The 17,732-nt window shown below is 47.5% G+C and carries 19 protein-coding genes; 11 read left to right on the forward strand and 8 right to left on the reverse strand.

Going from position 1 to position 17,732, the window contains the following annotated elements; all coding sequences use genetic code 11:
• The first annotated feature begins 154 nt into the window (after positions 1–154).
• Together OGX97_RS06410 and OGX97_RS06415 are read left to right on the forward strand one after the other, a co-directional pair.
• Complete coding sequence (locus OGX97_RS06410) at positions 155–1,552, forward strand: hypothetical protein (RefSeq protein WP_235127526.1); 1,398 nt, start codon at positions 155–157, stop codon at positions 1,550–1,552.
• Positions 1,553–1,946: 394 nt separating this feature from the next.
• Complete coding sequence (locus OGX97_RS06415) at positions 1,947–2,816, forward strand: aldo/keto reductase (RefSeq protein ID WP_235127533.1); 870 nt, start codon at positions 1,947–1,949, stop codon at positions 2,814–2,816.
• A gap of 85 nt (positions 2,817–2,901) precedes the next feature.
• Here the strand turns inward: OGX97_RS06415 and OGX97_RS06420 are convergent, their stop codons facing one another.
• The gene (locus OGX97_RS06420; protein ID WP_235127535.1) at positions 2,902–3,465 is read right to left on the reverse strand and encodes a MarR family winged helix-turn-helix transcriptional regulator; all 564 of its coding nucleotides are present in this window, start codon (positions 3,463–3,465) and stop codon (positions 2,902–2,904) included.
• Between the two features lie 114 nt (positions 3,466–3,579).
• Between OGX97_RS06420 and OGX97_RS06425 the strand changes: the two genes are divergently transcribed.
• Complete coding sequence (locus tag OGX97_RS06425) at positions 3,580–3,810, forward strand: glutaredoxin family protein (RefSeq protein ID WP_008784905.1); 231 nt, start codon at positions 3,580–3,582, stop codon at positions 3,808–3,810.
• 66 nt (positions 3,811–3,876) lie between these two features.
• Complete coding sequence (locus tag OGX97_RS06430) at positions 3,877–4,161, forward strand: Rho-binding antiterminator (RefSeq protein ID WP_032943584.1); 285 nt, start codon at positions 3,877–3,879, stop codon at positions 4,159–4,161.
• Here the strand turns inward: OGX97_RS06430 and OGX97_RS06435 are convergent.
• Entirely contained in the window at positions 4,158–4,928 is a 771-nt protein-coding gene (locus tag OGX97_RS06435; RefSeq protein ID WP_128611632.1) for a DeoR/GlpR family DNA-binding transcription regulator, read from the reverse strand. The genes OGX97_RS06430 and OGX97_RS06435 overlap by 4 nt on opposite strands.
• A gap of 120 nt (positions 4,929–5,048) precedes the next feature.
• On the opposite strand from OGX97_RS06435, the gene OGX97_RS06440 reads away from it, so the two are divergent.
• From OGX97_RS06440 to OGX97_RS06455, 4 genes are all read left to right on the forward strand, one after another.
• On the forward strand, positions 5,049–5,432 hold the full coding sequence (locus OGX97_RS06440; RefSeq protein ID WP_008784902.1) for a VOC family protein: 384 nt from the start codon (positions 5,049–5,051) through the stop codon (positions 5,430–5,432).
• A gap of 172 nt (positions 5,433–5,604) precedes the next feature.
• The gene (locus tag OGX97_RS06445; protein ID WP_198802312.1) at positions 5,605–6,234 is read left to right on the forward strand and encodes a carboxymuconolactone decarboxylase family protein; all 630 of its coding nucleotides are present in this window, start codon (positions 5,605–5,607) and stop codon (positions 6,232–6,234) included.
• Between the two features lie 32 nt (positions 6,235–6,266).
• Positions 6,267–6,674, forward strand: coding sequence for a cupin domain-containing protein (locus tag OGX97_RS06450; RefSeq protein WP_020996378.1), 408 nt, complete (start codon positions 6,267–6,269; stop codon positions 6,672–6,674).
• Between the two features lie 43 nt (positions 6,675–6,717).
• Positions 6,718–7,770: an NAD(P)-dependent alcohol dehydrogenase gene (locus OGX97_RS06455; protein WP_279850625.1), complete on the forward strand. Its 1,053-nt coding sequence runs from the start codon at positions 6,718–6,720 to the stop codon at positions 7,768–7,770.
• Between the two features lie 38 nt (positions 7,771–7,808).
• On the opposite strand, the gene OGX97_RS06460 is transcribed toward OGX97_RS06455, so the two are convergent.
• A complete protein-coding gene (locus OGX97_RS06460) occupies positions 7,809–8,840 on the reverse strand; it encodes a mechanosensitive ion channel family protein (protein ID WP_235127539.1) in 1,032 nt (343 codons plus the stop codon).
• Between the two features lie 244 nt (positions 8,841–9,084).
• Here OGX97_RS06460 and OGX97_RS06465 point away from each other — a divergent pair, with 244 nt between their 5' ends.
• The gene (locus tag OGX97_RS06465; RefSeq protein WP_003020403.1) at positions 9,085–9,345 is read left to right on the forward strand and encodes a DUF2534 family protein; all 261 of its coding nucleotides are present in this window, start codon (positions 9,085–9,087) and stop codon (positions 9,343–9,345) included.
• 48 nt (positions 9,346–9,393) lie between these two features.
• Here OGX97_RS06465 and uspE read toward each other — a convergent pair whose 3' ends face one another.
• From uspE to ogt, 3 genes are all read right to left on the reverse strand, one after another.
• Positions 9,394–10,344 (reverse strand): universal stress protein UspE, encoded by a 951-nt coding sequence (uspE, locus tag OGX97_RS06470; RefSeq protein WP_008784897.1) that lies wholly within the window; start codon positions 10,342–10,344, stop codon positions 9,394–9,396.
• Positions 10,345–10,495: 151 nt separating this feature from the next.
• A complete protein-coding gene (gene fnr / locus OGX97_RS06475) occupies positions 10,496–11,248 on the reverse strand; it encodes a fumarate/nitrate reduction transcriptional regulator Fnr (protein ID WP_003020397.1) in 753 nt (250 codons plus the stop codon).
• Positions 11,249–11,442: 194 nt separating this feature from the next.
• The gene (gene ogt, locus OGX97_RS06480) at positions 11,443–11,958 is read right to left on the reverse strand and encodes a methylated-DNA--[protein]-cysteine S-methyltransferase (protein ID WP_008784895.1); all 516 of its coding nucleotides are present in this window, start codon (positions 11,956–11,958) and stop codon (positions 11,443–11,445) included.
• A gap of 225 nt (positions 11,959–12,183) precedes the next feature.
• On the opposite strand from ogt, the gene smrA reads away from it, so the two are divergent.
• A complete protein-coding gene (gene smrA, locus OGX97_RS06485) occupies positions 12,184–12,747 on the forward strand; it encodes a DNA endonuclease SmrA (RefSeq protein WP_235127543.1) in 564 nt (187 codons plus the stop codon).
• Positions 12,748–12,759: 12 nt separating this feature from the next.
• Here smrA and OGX97_RS06490 read toward each other — a convergent pair whose 3' ends face one another.
• Positions 12,760–13,992, reverse strand: a complete 1,233-nt coding sequence (locus OGX97_RS06490) for a GGDEF domain-containing protein (RefSeq protein ID WP_008784893.1) — start codon at positions 13,990–13,992, stop codon at positions 12,760–12,762.
• Positions 13,993–14,059: 67 nt separating this feature from the next.
• Positions 14,060–16,174, reverse strand: a complete 2,115-nt coding sequence (locus OGX97_RS06495; RefSeq protein ID WP_235127607.1) for a putative bifunctional diguanylate cyclase/phosphodiesterase — start codon at positions 16,172–16,174, stop codon at positions 14,060–14,062.
• Between the two features lie 401 nt (positions 16,175–16,575).
• Between OGX97_RS06495 and OGX97_RS06500 the strand changes: the two genes are divergently transcribed.
• Positions 16,576–17,685, forward strand: coding sequence for a methyl-accepting chemotaxis protein (locus tag OGX97_RS06500; RefSeq protein WP_218659218.1), 1,110 nt, complete (start codon positions 16,576–16,578; stop codon positions 17,683–17,685).
• Positions 17,686–17,732 lie beyond the last annotated feature (47 nt).

The raw sequence follows: 17,732 nt of genomic DNA on the forward strand, positions 1-17,732 counted from the left end.
TAAGGTACTTTATACAAAGATATTTGGACTAATAAGGCAATTTGAAGAAGAAAACGCAGCCACTGGTCTTACTGCTCTGTCAGTTTGACTCACTGGCACGTATTCAAAAATCTCAGCAAAAGCCATAACAGAGATAACATAGATGATAAAACCAATGGACTATGAACCTGAACCAGGTCTGGGGAAACATAGCTGGCCACAGGTAATCAAATGGCTACTCATCATTCTGGTCATTTATGCAGTATGCAGTGTTTTTATTTCAAATCCTTTTTCTATTTTTGTGGACAGAGTAACTCCCGTAGATTACTCAAGAATAATGTATTTTCATGGCTTGTCTGTAGGTCTTGCTGGTCTGACTGCTCTACTGGTTAGTCAGATTTATGGTCTTGACGGAAAATTCAAAAAAATTATTTTCTATTGCACAATCGCCACAATTTTAATTGGTGTAAGTGGTGGTGCGATCAATCGTTCTATGGAATACAGCAAGCTTGCATTGTGGTACCAAATTCTTTCTTTTTTATCGCTTGATGTGATACTGATAACAATGTTATCAGGACTTATTCTGTCAAAAAATAAAGAATTAAAGTCATCACGAACATATTATCTGGTTATAGCCGCATCCTGCACAGCTGTCATTGCCGCACTGATTGGCGATTTAGCCGGGTTCATTCTTGATTTTGGCGATTGGCTGGGAATATTAGGTTGGTATGCTGGTAAGATCGGTTATACCCTACCGGAATGGCAGGACAATTTACTACGCTCTCACTCAGACATGATGGTAGTGGCTGTCATTGGTCTTATACTGTCGGTAGTGACCTGGAGATACGGGAGATATTTATCCGGATATGCTGCAAAGATAAAAGCAACTGGTGAATGGCTGGTTATTTTTGGGCTGGTTGCTGTTGTTATTATTTTAGTAGTATCAGGTTTCGGTGGTTCTCATTTACAGATCCCTCATATATTTACAGAAAAAGGATTCTTTGAACCCAGAGGCCATAGTGTGGCTGGTATTGATTTAGGTGATTTCACAATCGGTACCTTTATTTTATGTGGCGGTTTACTTCTGATTGGCGCAATACTTTTCGGAAAAGGGAAAAATGGCGTCAAACTAAACAAATCCAGCAAGTACACTCTTATGGGGATCTTCCTTACATGGTGTAGCATAGTGATTACCGTAGCAGGTATGGGGTTCCTGGAAGAGTATCGAGCCGATCTTTATAACTCAGCTAACCCTGTGCCACTAGGGGAGTATGGTTTTGCATTCCGCATGCTGCATCTTGATGTCAGTTTGATATTATTTCCGGCTATTATGGTTGTTATGTTGTTTGCCCAGCATTTACTGAAGGATGAACAGACAAAATTTATCCAATGGGTTTTACGCACAGGCGTCTTGCTTTGCTCTATTGGATCCCTGATATACATGATACTGAACCCCCAGGCCTTTGGTCCCGGTTACTGGGTCGTCGGCTCCGGTTTCATATTTGTTGTAATGGGGATGTGCTACTTTTTTGTTAAAAGCGATAATCACATTAAAGAAAGATTTAATCAGTAAAACCATCATCTGGATCCTTTAAACGGATACAGACGATGGCTGATGTTTACGTATTACAGATCAGGTGGCATCATTAGTTTGCTCTCACCTGAATGTTGTAGTCTGTTATGCAGACTACAACATTACTCAGAATTTATAGTGTCGACCGGAAGGAGCTATGTCCGGAACCATGAATTAGGTTCATATGCCATGTTGGTTCCGTAGAGCCAGTCCTGTCCTGATGCGTTCATAAAGGCTGATATCGCAGCCTTTATCCTTTCTTACCCTCATCTTTAACAGAACAACCTCATGTGTATTAATGAATGCTAGGCATAGGTCAAATCAGAGATGACTGGGTAATCACGGCGGGGTTTCTGGCCTAATATGGTGTTTTAACATGACAGGGGGCTTGGCCGTGGAATACTCCATACTAAGTAACAATCGCAAAATGCCGATGGTTGGTTTTGGCGTTTTTAAGCTCACCGATAAAGAAGAGTGTAAGCAGTCTGTATTAAGCGCTATTCGTACCGGTTACCGCCTCATCGATACCGCAGCCGTGTACAGCAATGAAGATGCCGTGGGTGAGGCGGTTCGTGCAGCCATTGCCGAAGGTCTGTGTACCCGTGAGGAGTTATTTATCACTTCTAAGCTGTGGGTCCAGGATATGGCCAACTACGATATGGCTCAAGCCGGTATTGAGGCGTCGCTGAAAAAATCGGACCTGGAATATATTGATCTTTATTTATTGCATCAGGCCATGGGCGATTATTTCAGCGCCTGGCGTGCGCTGGAAGAGGCTTATGAAGCCGGTAAACTGAAGGCCATTGGCGTCTCCAACTTCTATGCGCATGTATTAGCTAACTTCTGTGAAACCGTCAGAATTAAGCCGATGGTGAACCAGGTCGAATTACATCCTTACTTTGCGCAACCTGTAGCCATTGAAACTATGAAGCGCTATAACGTTCAGCCTGAAGCCTGGGCGCCGTTATGCGGTGGCAGGCATAAACCGTATGAAGATGAAATGCTCCAGGGGATTGCGGATGCCCATCAAAAAACGGTTGCTCAGGTCGTTCTGCGCTGGAACGTGCAGCGCGGCGTCACGGTGATTCCTAAATCCACCCGGCAGGAGCGTATTGCAGAGAACTTTGCCATCTGGGATTTCTCACTCACGGATAGCGAAATGGCGCATATCAGCTCGCTGGATTTAGGCTATGTGGGTGAGGCGGTGAAGCATTTTAATCCTGAATTCGTCCGCAGCTGCCTTGGCGTTAAAATCCATGACTAAGCGTGGAGAAAACGTCGCGAGCTCGTAAAACGGACAACTTTTTTGCCTGCGTTAAAATGGCTGGTGTGATTTTGCACCAGCCATTTTAAGTTTCCGGGGGCTGGTGCTCCCGGCAAATCAGCAATGAATCTTCTTCACTCAATCTCTCTTTCGTCAGATTACAAAATCCCTGACCATCAATTTTTTGGTGGAACCGACAGCTATGGCAAAGACCAAAGCCAGGCACATTGTTGGTCCTCTGGATCCCGCGTAACAGTTCTAACAGCAGCTCTCTGAGCACGATCGCCCGTTCATCCATTGCCAATTCACCCTCCACTAAAAACGTGGGGGGCAGCAGGTCTTCCAGTAAGGTATTGGCCGACTCACTTAAGTGTAGATGGACGCTACGTTTATCACGGTCATCCGGCTTGCGAACAATCAACCCTTTGTTTTCCAAAAGCTTCAGCGATTGTGACACGGTACCTTTGGTGAGCCCAAGGTAGTCTGTCACGCCAAGCGGCGTATTGGAATAACGGTTGCAACGGGCCAGATACATTAACGCGCTAAGTTGTACTGGCTGGAGATCCGCTAGTAAAGGATGCTGGCGAAACCACATCCTTGTCAGGCTGGAAAGCCGGTCAAGTACGTCGAAAAGTGACATGTCGGGCATAACAAATCCTCCTCGGTATATAGTATCGATTAAAAACTATATTGACAAAGGATAAAAGCAGCGTAGCATGAATTATAGTATCGAATCGATACTATAATTTAAAGGAGATGTATCATGACTAAAGCTCGTTTCTATCATGCAGGTTGCCCGGTTTGTGTTTCCGCAGAACAGACACTTCTGCAGCATTTGTCTGCAGATGTTGAAATCGATGTGGTTCATCTGGGAGAGCAACCTGATCGGGTTGCTGAGGCTGAAGTGGCTGGCGTGAAATCTGTTCCGGCGCTGGTGATTGACGGCAATGTGCTGCATATTAATTTCGGCGCTCCCATTGAAGCGTTGAAATAGCTAGATAGTTCGGGAAGTTGCGTTGGCGATTTCCCGAATATACAAGACGTTGGGGAAGGTAGCATGATGAAAACGACCGAAGAGTATCACCCGATAGATTGCGATCTTCATGATTATCTGGAAATCGCCTGCATGTACCACTATTGGTTGCGCATTGAACTAACGGATGGCACATGTTTTGATGCTAAAGCGCTGACGACGTGTACCACCGTGGAAAAAGAAGAATTTCTGGTCGTGGGGCAATCTGAAAACCAGCAAAAAATCCGTCTGGATTATCTGTCAGCGATCACAGCGCTGACGCCAGGAGCAACGTTTAGCACAGTAAATTTTCAGCGAGTCTACCGCGGTTAGACGGTATAAATTCGAATGTCGTGCGCCTGGAACGCTGTGGCGTACTCTTTGCTGATGTTGTCCTCTACAACAATCACATCGATATTGCTGCTTTCGGTAACGACATATCGGGCGACGGCTGGGATTTTTTCAGCCGTTAGCGCGACGATAGTTTCATTACATTGTTTAATCACCGCTCTTTTGAACTCACAATCCGCATAATCAAATCCCGTTAAGCCGGATTCAGGCGACATCGCGCAGCCGCCAATAAATCCCTGATCGAATAAAATGTCCTGCACTTGTGCGATGGCGGAAGCTCCCACGCACCCACCTGAAGATCTCTGCACCACGCCACCCAGCATAATGACTTCAAACAGCGGTTTTTTTAGCAAAACGGCGGCAATCTCCGGTGAATTTGTCACCACGGTTAACGCCAGTTCGGCGGGCAGAGCTTCTGCCATCGCCAGATTGGTGCTACCCGTGTCGATAAAAATACAGCTTCCAGATTTGACCAGTCGGGCACATCTCTGCGCGATGTTGCTCTTTTTGGCTACATTAATACTCTTGCGCACGTCGATGTCTTCGGATTCAGGGAGTGTAATGACCGCGCCACCATAGACTTTTTTACACACGCCATCTTTGCTCAATTCATGCAAATCACGACGAATTGTGTGTTCAGAAACACCTAATCGGTTAGCAAGTTCAGAACAAATGACTCTGCCGTTTTCTTGCAGGATCTGAAAGATAAGCGCCTGGCGCTGTTCCGGGAATGCGGCGTAATCGAGCATAGATACTCCAGGTGAAATAAACATCGAGCAATAGAGTGCATGATCGTGCATTATGATTAACGATGTCAACATCCCTTACAGGGGCCGTACTATTCTGGATACAACGGGAAGAGGTTCGCTATGAAGATTGCGCATATGGCGTTATGGACACAGGATCTCGAGCAGCAAGCTCGCTTCTGGGTCTCGTTTTTTGACGGCAAGATCAACGAGAAATACCGCAGTAAAACCAATCCTGGGTTTGAATCTTATTTTGTCAAAATTGGCGAGGAAATTGCGATTGAGTTAATGACCAAACCGGGTCTTATCGGGCAGCAACCTGACAATAATCGTTGCGGATGGGTACACCTCGCCATTTCTGTTGGCGGCAATGAAAATGTTGATGCCATTGCAATGCAAGCGCAGGAACAGGGGATACTAGTCTCAGGTCCGCGCACTACTGGCGATGGTTATTACGAAGCGGTGATAAAAGATCCTGACGGCAATTTAATCGAGATTGTGGCGTAAGTCTTCAATCAATTACCTGCAAATAAAGAGTACCTGCTGCTCATTATTGATGAGCACAGCTCATAAGTTTGTCCTTCTTTTCCTCTCTAATCACCGACACGTCGAGTCTCTATAATTTTACTGTTTTCAGCCCCCGGTGGTGCAATGTTGCCACCGTTTTGGAGAGTCGAATATGCAATACCAACTGGATGCCAGACAACAGGCAATCATCCCCATTGCGGCATTCACTGCCACAGGACAGATGGAAAAGCTGGACGTCGCGCTCAACGCCGGACTGGATGCGGGACTCACGCTCAATGAAGTAAAAGAGATCCTGCTACAGCTCTACGCATACTGCGGTTTCCCTCGCAGCCTGAACGGTCTGTCCTGCTTTATGTCGGTGGTGAAAAGTCGAAGCGAGAAAGGGCTTTCAGACGACGAAGGTAGAACGGCCACGCCGCCACCTGCAGACTGGAACAGTGTTCAGGCTGGGAGCCTAACTCAGACGCAACTGGTTGGACATCCTGTAAGCGGTCCGCTGTTTGACTTTGCACCCGCTATTGATGTCTGGCTTAAAGCACATCTGTTTGGCGATATTTTTCAGCGAGATGTACTTGACTGGCAGGACCGTGAATGGGTGACCGTTTCGGCGCTGGCCGTTCTGGGCGGCGTTAACAGCCAGTTGAAAAGCCATTTTGCGATATGCCTTAACATCGGGATCCTCCCTGAGCAACTCAGTGAGTTTATTACGATACTCGAACAGCACTGTGGAGCCGGGATTGGGGAAAATGCCCGTACGGTTCTTGATGAATGTCTGGTATGAACACCGCGGACATTATCCATACTGGAGTCACTATGAACGAACAATTTGATGGTAACAGCGTCTTTCCACGTGGAGAGAAAAATGAAGCGTATGCGAAGTATTTCACTGGCGACAGCTATCTGACCATGCTCTCCATGGAAGGCGTGGTAATTGGCAATGTCGCATTTGAACCGGGTTGTCGTAACTTCTGGCATGTTCATCATGAGGGTGGACAAATATTGCTGGTGACCGGTGGCAGAGGCTGGTATCAGGAGTGGAATAAACCGGCACGTGAGCTGAAAACCGGCGATGTCGTGCACATTCCGGCGGGAATGAAACACTGGCACGGCGCCGCGCGTGATAGTTGGTTTGCCCATATCGCCGTGGAAATCCCGGCCCCTGGCGCGTCGAACGAATGGCTGGAACCGGTTAGCGACGCTGAGTACAACCTGCTGCCCTGAACTATGCTGGTTCTGGTAACACCTAATCCCTGAGGAGATCTCAATGGTCATGAATGTGAAGGGTTATGCTGCTCTGGCGGTGAAAGAAGATTTAGTCCCCCATAATTTTGTTCGTCGCGATCCGCGTGAAGATGATGTGGTTATCGATATTTTATACAGCGGTGTATGCCACTCGGATATTCACAACGCCTACAACGATTGGGGCGGTGCTAAATATCCGATGGTACCAGGGCATGAGATCATTGGCCGCGTGGTGCATGTTGGTAAGTCGGTAACAAAATTCAAAGTGGGCGATCTCGCAGGGGTCGGCTGCATGGTTGATTCGTGTCAACACTGTAGCGCCTGCGAGCAGGGGCTAGAGCAGTATTGCGAAGAAGGTAACACGCTAACGTATAACGATATCGACCGTCATGACGGTCTGCCTACTTTCGGCGGCTATTCTGACAAAATTGTCGTTACCGAAAAGTTTGTGGTGAAGGTCCCTGAAGGGATTGATTTACGCGGTGCGGCGCCGCTGCTTTGCGCCGGGATCACAACATGGTCGCCTCTGCGCCACTGGCAGGTAGGTGAGGGCAGTAAAGTCGCGGTTGTCGGTCTGGGTGGACTCGGACATATGGCAATCAAACTTGCAAATGCGCTGGGCGCGGAAGTTACGCTGTTTACGCGTTCACCGGGCAAAGAAGCTGATGCCAGACGTTTGGGTGCCAGTCACGTTGTGCTTTCCACTGACAGTGAACAGATGAAAGCGGCAGCGAATCAGTTTGATCTGATTATCGATACTGTGCCCTACGTTCATGACCTGAACCCTTATATCCCAACCCTGGCACTAAGCGGTACGCTGGTGCTGGTTGGTTATCTTGGTGCGTTGGATCCGTTTATGAATACGGTTCCCCTGATCCTTGGGCGTAGGTCTGTGGCGGGTTCAGTTATCGGCGGCATTGCTGAAACGCAGGAGATGATGGATTTTTGCGGTCAGCATGGTATTACCGCCGATGTCGAAGTGATCGATATTCAGGATATTAATCGTGCCTGGCAGCGGATGTTGAAAAGCGATGTGAAATACCGCTTTGTAATTGATATTGCCTCATTGAAATAAGTACAAAAAAGACGCGGATTTCCGCGTCTTTTCTTTTGTTAGTGTGTCGATGGCGATGCTTCAGGATTGTCCATATACAGCGTCTGGCTGGGGAATGCAAAGTCGGCACCGTTTGCCTGGACTATCGTGATAATGTTTAAATAAACGTCTTGCTGTACCGCGAGCCATTCCTTCCAGACGGTGGTTTTCGTGAAGCAATACACCATGATATTCAACGATGAATCGGCAAATTCATTAAAATAGACCAATAGAGTTTGTTTCTGGTCTATTCCAGGATGGTTTTGCAGCATTTCTCTGACCGACTCGACAACGGCACCGACTTTATCGGCATCCTCATATCGTAACCCGATCACCGTTTTAATTCGCCGGTTGGTCATGCGCCCTGGGTTTTCTACGCTGATGGAGGAGAAAATCGAGTTTGGCACATACAACGGACGATGGTCGAAGGTGTTTATTTTAGTCATTCGCCAGCCAATTTCTGCTACCGTGCCTTCAATATTGCGGTCCGGGGAGCGGATCCAATCGCCTATGCTAAACGGTCTGTCGAAATAGAGCATAATGCCTGAGAAAAAGTTGCTCAGAATATCTTTCCCCGCCATACCCACTGCGATACCGCCAATACCGCCAAAGGTTAACAGACCGGATAAGCTCATACCGAAGTGTTCGCCATACAGTAAAATGATGGCAACCACGATGGTAATCTTGATGATACGCGAGAGGATCCTCGCGCTGGTGATATCTCTGCCTTTATTAATCTGCGTCTTTTCAAACTGATTAATCACCAGAAAAAGTTTGATGGTCAGGATCAACGCAATCAACGAGGTGCAGATAAAGTCGACCACGCTGGGGGAGATAAATTTCAGGCTGTAACTTTCGATAACGTTATTAGCAATGCTGCCAAACGTCCCAATGATAATGGCATAGACAAAAAATTGTGCGGCATGAAATATGAATCCTTTGCAGCGACGCTCTCCACGATGATACCAGACGCTCATCAGGACCAGCGCGGCACAGCAGCTAAGAATTACCGTCAAATTAAACGCATTATTCATAAACAGTTCAGCGATCATGATTCTTCCTGGCAACTCCGTGTTAGCTAAATATCATCTGACATCCCAATCCCCAGATATTTTACTCAGTTAAGGCGGTCAGATCATTAATCAAAAGGAGAGATAAATAATGCAATCAGCGCTATTTTCAGCGAAATAACGCTGACGTCAACCCTGTATGCGGTTTATGTAGCAGACAGTCAGTTGATGTCATGGTATTGTTAGCGCAAAGTAACAAGGTTTTCATCTGCAAAAGGACAGTACTATGATCATGGCTAAGCTGAAAACAGCGAAGGGACGGAAGTTTCTGTTGTGCCTGCTTGGAGTGTTTATTATCGCAGCGTCGGTCGTGACGCGAGCGACGATCGGTGGCGTTATTGAACAGTATGACATTCCGCTATCCGACTGGACCGCTTCAATGTACGCCATTCAATCTGCAATGATTTGTGTCTACAGCATGGTGTTTACGATTCTGTTGGCTATCCCGCTTGGTATCTATTTCCTCGGTGGTGAGGAGCAACACTAGGCGTTTAAAATGCCGGATGATATCGCCATCCGGCATTTCATTGTGTGGTTAATCGTCTTCTTCGTCGTCCAGTTCAACTGGCGTTTGATATTCATCCGGCTTGATGACCAGCAGGTCACAGCGTAGATGATCGATAACCTGTTCCGCGGTATTACCAAGAAACGCAGCAGAAATACCGGTACGTCCGACGGTCCCCAATACCACAATACCCGCCTGCAAGTGCTCGGCTAAATCAGGAATGACCTCTTCAGGTAAGCCTTTTTCAACGTGCGTCACTTTCTCATCAATACTGAATTTCTGGCGTAGCGCCTTCATGGCCAGCAGATGCTGTCCACGGATTGCGTCGTTATAAACGCTGGGATCAAATTCAGGCAGTTCAATCGCGATGTTGATTGGTGTGACAGGGTAGGCGCCTACCAGATGCACTTCGGTATGGTTAACCTGTTCTGCAAGCTGTAGCGTCTCTTTAACCAGTTTTTCATTGAGCGCGTTGTGATAAGCCTCTTCACTGGCGAGGTTTACGGCAACCAGTGCTTTACCCCCTTCAGGCCATGGCTGGTCTTTCACCATCCATACCGGACTTGGACATTTACGCAATAAATGCCAGTCGGTTGGCGTAAATATTACGGCTTCGAGGCGGTCGTGTTGGTGCGCCATCTTGAGGACCAGGTCATGCCTGGCGCTGATGACTTCCTGGATGATGGCTTCAAAGGGTCGGTTATGCCAGACCACTTTAATATCCAGAGGGATCCCTGCTTCGATATAGTATTTCGCTTGTTCACGTATCCATGCAGTTCGCTGGCTGATGACCCCCTGACGCATTGCCGTACGCTCATCAGGCGACAGCAGGGTAGTCATCTCATAGGAAAAGTCATAGATCGGCAAAAAGGCTTTAATTTTGCCACCAATCCGTTGATGCAAATAAACAGCTCGCCGTAATGCTGGTTGATCGTCCTGGTTAGGGTCGATGACGACCAGCATATTTTTATACATAGCCATACAGGGTCTCCTTACAACTGTCATCGCAGTTTGTAACTAAAAGAGTAACCCAATAATGTGGTTTGAAACAGGGAATAACCTCCTGCCAGATCAATAAATCGGGAAAATTTAGCGATTTGACAGAAGGATAACAGAGAGGCTTGCGGAAAGATTACGCAACGTTACGCGTGTGGCCGGCAAGAACTGCCAGCGCGTCGCTGTTCTCAATAGTGATATATTTGCCTTTCACCGCTAGCATGCCGCTTTTCTGGAAACGACCCAGCAGGCGGCTGATGGTTTCAACCGTCAGACCGAGGTAGTTACCAATGTCGCCACGGGTCATGGTCAGGCGGAATTCACGAGGCGAGAACCCACGCTGGGCGAAGCGACGAGACAGATTGTAGATAAAGGCCGCCAGGCGCTCTTCAGCGTTTTTCTTCGACAGCAACAGGATCATATCCTGGTCGCCTTTGATTTCGCCACTCATCAGACGCATCATCTGCTGACGCAGGTTCGGCATCTTACCGGACAGGTCATCAAGGGTTTCGAAAGGAATTTCGCATACCATTGAGGTTTCCAACGCCTGAGCAAAGCTCGGGTGATGGCCGCTGCCAATGGCGTCAAAACCTACCAGGTCACCCGCCAGATGGAAACCGGTAATTTGCTCATCGCCTTGTTCGGTAATGGTATAGCTTTTTATCGTTCCGGAGCGGATAGCGTAGAGTGATTTAAGCTCATCACCTGCTTTAAAGAGCGTCTGCCCTTTTTGGATAGGCTTTTTGCGCTCGATGATGTTATCGAGCTGGTCAAGCTCATGCTCGTTAAGTGTGAACGGGATGCAAAGCTGGCTGATGCTGCAATCCTGGCAATGGATAGCACAACCGCCAGACTGAATGCGCCGTATAATTCGCTTTTCCGGGATCATAGGTCTGCTCAAGCCGTAATTGATATTTGTCAATTTTAACATCTTTTTGGTGAGCACGTAAGCCTGAGCTACTCCCAATAGAGAATAATTCAGGCATAACTGGAGCGAATGTTTGTATCTACTTGATTAACCACACTTAATTTGGGGTCGCATTATGCGGAAGTGTGATGAATAAGGCATTAATTGCCTGGAATCTAGAGTAGCAAATAACCTTCGTGGCGCAATAACCACTCTTTTCGTTGTACACCGCCGGCATATCCGGTCATGGTGCCGTTACGTCCAATGACGCGATGACAGGGAACCACAATGCTTACTGGATTGGAGCCATTAGCTGCGCCGACCGCTCTTGCAGCGCCGGGGCGCCCCAACTGTTCGGCCAACTGACCATAATGCATGACCTGCCCGCAGGGGATAGTGCGTAATGCTTGCCAGACTTCACGCTGGAAAGGCGTCCCAGCGGTTGCCGTTTCCAGCGTGTCAATGATGCTGAGGTTTCCGGCAAAATACTCAGAGAGTTTGTCGCTTAATCCACCAGGATTTTTGGCGGTAATGCGCTGATAACCTTCTGTACGGTAATGAATATCAAGCAATTGTTCCATGCGATCGCTGTGCTGATCCCATTCCACTGCGCGCAGGCGAAATTGCTCATCACAAATAACCCACAGCGGGCCCAGCGGCGTGTCGATGGTGTCTTCCAGTAAGTTAAGCATCCGTTTCTCTCATTACAGCATTCAGGCGAGCCTACACATTATCACGCCAGTGACCGTCGCAGCTATACCCCTAAAAACGGATATCAACTTGTCGTGAGTAGATCGGTTCAGCGCGGAGGATCCGGTTAATTATTGGAAATAATCGTAAACCGTTACCAGTACAGTTGTCGGTATAATAGTGCGCGGTTATGATAATGCCCGTCGCAATACGCTGGAGGATGAAACATGAACCTTGATGATGCATCGCTGTTTCTTGACGCAATGGGGGATGTTCAACCGCTGAAAAACCATGCCGATGTGCACTGGCAGCCCATGCGTAATCTTCGCACTCCGGCGCGTATCGATACGCTACAACTGGATAATTTTCTCTCGACGGGATTTCTCGATATTGTCCCGTTGAATGTGCCGCTCGAGTTTCGTCGCGAAGGTTTACAGAACGGCGTGACCGACAAGCTGCGAAACGGAAAATACCCGCAGCAGTCGAGCCTTAATCTTATTCGCCAACCTGTTGAAACATGTCGCCAGATGCTCTTTAGCTTTATTCTGCAGGCGCAGCAGGAAGGGTTGCGTAACGTGCTGGTGATACACGGCAAGGGACGTGACGATAACTCCCATGCCAATATTGTTCGCAGCTACGTGGCGCGCTGGTTGACGGAATTTGACGACGTGCAAGCATACTGCGCCGCACTGCCGCATCATGGCGGCAGCGGGGCATGTTATGTGGCATTGCGTAAAACCGCACAGGCAAAACAGGACAACTGGGAGCGTCACGCTAAACGCAGTCGCTGAACGACGTAAACATCAGGCGGCCAGCACTCTGTTCCTGCCTTCGTTCTTGGCTTTGTACAACGCGTCGTCAACGCGTTTGAATAACTCATCGATGCTTTCATTTGTTTCGTGCCGAGCTACGCCAATGCTGACGGTAAAGCGGGGAAGGCCAGGGAGAGTCACTTTGGCCACCGTCGCCCGTATCACTTCTGCGAGATTGAGGGCAATATCTAACGAGGTTCGCGGCAGCAGCAGCACAAATTCTTCACCTCCCCAACGAAAAATCAGATCATCCTTTCTTGCGCAGGATTCAAGTGTGCGGGCCAGAGCGCAAAGTACCTCATCACCTTTTAAATGACCAAAAAGATCGTTAATGCTTTTAAAGCGATCGGTGTCGATCAACAGCAGGCTGTAATCCTGTGTCAATGACATCGCGTGGGTCTGTTCCGGCTCGGTTACCTGATAAAAATGTCGGCGGTTAAGCAATCCCGTTAAGGCGTCACGCAGGGCCGCACGCTCAAGCTCCTGTTCCAGCCGTTTTTGCTCGGTAATATCATGAATAATGCACAACATGAGCTTATTACCGTAGATTTCGATTGGCCCGGCGTAGGTTTGTACGTGACGGGATGTGCCGTCTGCCAGTTTATGCACAAAATGCAAAGGCTTATGGCCACCGGGAAGATGGGCGATTTCATGCATCACCGGGAGTATATGGCGGCCCAGCGTATTGATTTCCCATGTATGTTTCTGGCACATCGTATCATGGCTATAGCCATAAAAATTTAGCGCACTGAGATTTGCATCAACGATCAGCCCATCACGGGACGGATCGATAAGCAACATTGGGGCCGAGTTGGTCTGGAAAAAACGCGCGTAAAATCCCTGTTTTTTTCGCTGATAATTCGCTGAACGGCTCGCTTTCAGACCTTGCGAAGTCGGTGTTTCAATGCCTTCGAAAAGAATAACGTCACCTGATTCCGGCAGAGAGCGGATGGACAGGCGGCTGGCCATCGCGACGTCTTCACCTTCGCGGCAAACTGTAAGGATTTCTACAATGTCGTGATGATTTCTCAAATCGCTGAGATACATGGTTAAATCATTCTGGGCATGAGTTGAAAATATGCCCTTGCGGAGTAGAGAAAAGCAGGGGGCCTGCATCAGTTCCCGTGCAACGGTATTAGCGAACACCAGTTCTTCGGTATGCGGCGAAACAATCCACACCGGCAGGGTTAATAAATCCAGTGAATGCAGCTCGGTTGTGCTCATCGATAATCCCGTTATCTTTATCTGCTGTGTTGCCCGTTTAATGGCATCTGTTTTTTATATTACAGTCTCATAATGTTATTGATTGTTGAGGAGACAAAGACTGTACGATTCGCTGCTGCTTAATGTTACTTTCCGTTGGAATCAATTCATGGATCTGATGCGCAGGCAACGGTTTTGCAAACAAGAAACCTTGCAGCACGCCACATCCCATCTGGGTCAGGAGTATTTCCTGCTCCTGGGTCTCTATTCCTTCAGCCACCACTTGCATATTCATGGAGTGGGCTATGTCAATAATAGTAGACACAATCTTTGTATTTTTGCTGTTCTCGCTAATGTCTTTAACAAATACTCTGTCAATTTTTAATTCCCGTGCCGGAAGAGACTTTAACATCAATATATTTGAATAACCGGTGCCGAAATCATCAATAGAAACGGTGATCCCTAAAGCTGAAAATGCATTTAAGACTTCAGCGCTACGTTTTAAATTTTTAAGTGCTGTACTTTCAGTCAATTCCAGCGTGAGATATGCAGGTGATAGTTGATATTGTGCAAGGGCGCTGCAAACCACATCAACGATGTCATGTTGTTCAAACTGGGAAGGGGAAAGATTAACGGCGAGGGTCCATTCCGCATGGCCCTGTAACTTCCATTGATGTAACTGCTGGCATGCCTGCTGGATAACCCATTTCCCGACCGGAATGATAAGGCCTGTCTCTTCCAGCGCAGGCAGAAACTCAGCAGGTAACAGCATGCCGCGTTCCGGGTGATGCCAGCGTAATAATGCTTCAAAACCGGTCAGGGAATGATCTCCGGCGGTGTATTTGGGTTGATACCAAAGCTCAAATTGATCGTGTTCCAGTGCTTGTGACAATTCCTGTAAAAATGTCGGCGGTGTATCGGCGATAGCTTCCATTTCCGGGCTATAAATAGCCCAACCGTTTCTGCCAGCCTGTTTGACATGATACATCGCCATATCAGCCTTTACTTTTAACTCATGCAACGTGGAACCATGCTCAGGATAAATACTGCTTCCCGCACTTAACGAAACCCGAATGGTGTACCCAAACAGCGTGAAAGGATCACCAATCGCAGCCGCAATCCGGGTCAGCAGAGCGGTGATATCCTCTTTATTACAGTCAGGAACCAGAAGAATAAACTCATCTCCCCCCAGCCTCGCCAGCGTCATGGTGTCATCAAGGCAGCTGTAGATTCGCTGCGTACTGGCGATCAGCAACTGATCGCCGATGTGATGTCCCCAGGTATCGTTAACGACTTTGAAGCGATCGAGGTCGATGAATACCAGAGCAAATTGATGCTGATGCAGTTTGGAATGCTGCAAACAGGCCTGTAAGCAGGCATCTATCTGTGTGCGATTGGCAAGTCCGGTAAGTGCGTCGAAGTGGACCTGATGCTCAAGCTGGCAGTTAAGTTGATGTAAGTTGTCAGCCAGTCGGGAGGTACGCAGTTGCGAATCCACCATCGACACCACCAGCATGATACCCAAAATAACCAGCGTGACGGCGCAGACCCAGACAGAGAGTTCCAGTGTGCTGAGCCCATTGTGTACTGTGTGTCCAAAATGGGTGAATGTTGCCGCTCCCATCCCGGTGTAATGCATAGAGGCAATCGCCAGCGCCATAATAAGGGCGGCGACAAGCCGATTGATCAGGGCTCGACGGGTATTTTGGCGCAAATGAAACGCCAGCCACAGACCCACACCAGATGCAACGATGGCAATCATCACTGAGAGCAGTATCAGCGAATGACTCCATAGGATGGCAACATGCTCAATAATGGCATACATGCCAACGTAGTGCATGGTGACGACACCGGCGCTTAATATTCCTGTGGCTACGACTAATCGTTTTGTTGAAAGCGTATTACCGGAAATGGCGATATTAATAGCGAGAGTTGCAGAAATGATCGCAATAAAGAAAGAAAATGCCGTGAGCGAAAAATGGTAATTGATCGGCATACTCATTTTCATGGCCAGCATACCGATAAAATGCATTGACCAAATACCCATCCCTAGCGTAGCCCCGCCAGACAGGCGCCAGAAGGTTGATTCACGTCGATTGGAGATTGCCACCTTGCCCGCACTATCGAGAGCAATAAAAGAGGCAATAAACGCGACAACAAAGGAAATCCCAATCAATACAGGGTCCCACGACACGTTCAACATCATACTACCTATCGAAAAAAAGCCGTGGTAATAAATCTAGCAGGTTTTGTCCAGTTAACATGATAAAACCGGGAATGTTCTCACTGGTATTAGAGGAAACAGGAAGATAGTGAAAATTACGAGCCATTACTTATATAAACATTCACCAGGCTTATGGTTCTGTGTGTTTTATGCTCTCCATGTGCTTGTCATCACAATAACTTGATGACTGGCACCATCACAGCCATTTGATGGAATAAAACACTGAACTAACGGGAATAAAAGGTGTAATTTCTTGCCTTAAGTAAAAGGATTGCAGGCTCTCATTGAAAGTTCAGCTTTCGTCGCAGAGCAATGGCATTCTGCATTTCAGGTGCTATAAAAAATAATATCTACATAATTTCTTAGTGCACAGGACTAAAATGTTTAATGATATTAGCGTCAGAACCTTTATTATTTTATTTCTGCTCATTTCGGCAGTTGCTCTCAATATTGTTGAGATGATTTTCTCGGCCGCGCCGGAAATTATAATTGGTACAAATGTGGTAAGCGTTATTTCTATATTATGCTTATGGTGGTATATGACGAAATACCTGGTCATGCCGATCAATACGGTAAAAAGGAGCATTGAGGAAGTGACGTCTGGGAATCTGGCGATCAGTATTCCAGAGTTTGGTAATAATTGTGCAGGTAGACTAATACCGGGTATCAATAGTTTATCGAGTAATATTTCAACACTCGTTAATGAGATCCGAACATCCTCACAAACGGCGATGGCGCTCTCTGAACAGCTTGCGGAACGCAGCGCCGAGCTTTCAGTGAAAACGGAACAACAATCAGGAGCATTGATGCAGACGGCTGCTAATATGGATGAGATAGCCGTTAATACGCGAAATAATGCTGACAACACGCAAATCGCCAGCGTCCAGGCAACAGTTGCCACGCAATGCGCCATTCAGGGTGGCGAATTAATGGTGCAGGTTGCGACAAATATGCGTTCAATCACCGAATGTGCACAGCAGATGACGGAAATAATTACGCTAATTGATGGTATCGCATTCCAGACAAATATTCTGGCATTGAATGCTGCCGTGGAAGCGGCGAGGGCCGGTGAACATGGCAAAGGTTTTTCCGTGGTGGCCGGTGAGGTCAGAATGCTTGCACACCGAAGTGCGGATGCTGCTAAGAATATTAAGCAGCTGATTGCGCAAACCCATCAAAATGTTCAGCAAGGTGCAGCTATTGTGCGTGAAGCAGAAAAAAATATGCATGATATTGTCGGTGGTGCCGGTCAATTAAACCAACTGATGGGCGAGATATTAACCACTACACAGGAGCAGGAGAAAGGAATTATCAGAATTACTCATGCACTGGCCGAACTGGAGAATGTAACCCAAAGTAATGCCATTATGGTTGATGAGCTTTCTGATTCCTCGGGTATCCTGAAAAACCAGGTGATTGATCTCCAGTCGCGAACACATAAATTTCGCTTAAGTAACGCTCTTGAGTCAGCGAGATGGCAGCGGGCTTAACTGGGCATCTCGATGCAAGCGTCGCAATCGTCGGCGCTTTTTGTATT

Origin of the sequence: Citrobacter sp. Cpo061 (assembly GCF_030332845.1) — a bacterium.
GTDB lineage: Bacteria > Pseudomonadota > Gammaproteobacteria > Enterobacterales > Enterobacteriaceae > Citrobacter > Citrobacter portucalensis.

Excerpts from the sequence above, each read along its gene's own strand:
- OGX97_RS06410 (WP_235127526.1), top strand. The coding sequence starts at position 155 with ATGGACTATGAACCTGAACCAGGTCTGGGGAAACATAGCTGGCCACAG.
- OGX97_RS06420 (WP_235127535.1), bottom strand. The coding sequence starts at position 3,465 with ATGCCCGACATGTCACTTTTCGACGTACTTGACCGGCTTTCCAGCCTG.
- OGX97_RS06425 (WP_008784905.1), top strand. The coding sequence starts at position 3,580 with ATGACTAAAGCTCGTTTCTATCATGCAGGTTGCCCGGTTTGTGTTTCC.
- OGX97_RS06430 (WP_032943584.1), top strand. The coding sequence starts at position 3,877 with ATGAAAACGACCGAAGAGTATCACCCGATAGATTGCGATCTTCATGAT.
- OGX97_RS06435 (WP_128611632.1), bottom strand. The coding sequence starts at position 4,928 with ATGCTCGATTACGCCGCATTCCCGGAACAGCGCCAGGCGCTTATCTTT.
- OGX97_RS06440 (WP_008784902.1), top strand. The coding sequence starts at position 5,049 with ATGAAGATTGCGCATATGGCGTTATGGACACAGGATCTCGAGCAGCAA.
- OGX97_RS06445 (WP_198802312.1), top strand. The coding sequence starts at position 5,605 with ATGCAATACCAACTGGATGCCAGACAACAGGCAATCATCCCCATTGCG.
- OGX97_RS06450 (WP_020996378.1), top strand. The coding sequence starts at position 6,267 with ATGAACGAACAATTTGATGGTAACAGCGTCTTTCCACGTGGAGAGAAA.
- OGX97_RS06455 (WP_279850625.1), top strand. The coding sequence starts at position 6,718 with ATGGTCATGAATGTGAAGGGTTATGCTGCTCTGGCGGTGAAAGAAGAT.
- OGX97_RS06460 (WP_235127539.1), bottom strand. The coding sequence starts at position 8,840 with ATGATCGCTGAACTGTTTATGAATAATGCGTTTAATTTGACGGTAATT.
- OGX97_RS06465 (WP_003020403.1), top strand. The coding sequence starts at position 9,085 with ATGATCATGGCTAAGCTGAAAACAGCGAAGGGACGGAAGTTTCTGTTG.
- uspE (WP_008784897.1), bottom strand. The coding sequence starts at position 10,344 with ATGGCTATGTATAAAAATATGCTGGTCGTCATCGACCCTAACCAGGAC.
- fnr (WP_003020397.1), bottom strand. The coding sequence starts at position 11,248 with ATGATCCCGGAAAAGCGAATTATACGGCGCATTCAGTCTGGCGGTTGT.
- ogt (WP_008784895.1), bottom strand. The coding sequence starts at position 11,958 with ATGCTTAACTTACTGGAAGACACCATCGACACGCCGCTGGGCCCGCTG.
- smrA (WP_235127543.1), top strand. The coding sequence starts at position 12,184 with ATGAACCTTGATGATGCATCGCTGTTTCTTGACGCAATGGGGGATGTT.
- OGX97_RS06490 (WP_008784893.1), bottom strand. The coding sequence starts at position 13,992 with ATGAGCACAACCGAGCTGCATTCACTGGATTTATTAACCCTGCCGGTG.
- OGX97_RS06495 (WP_235127607.1), bottom strand. The coding sequence starts at position 16,174 with ATGTTGAACGTGTCGTGGGACCCTGTATTGATTGGGATTTCCTTTGTT.
- OGX97_RS06500 (WP_218659218.1), top strand. The coding sequence starts at position 16,576 with ATGTTTAATGATATTAGCGTCAGAACCTTTATTATTTTATTTCTGCTC.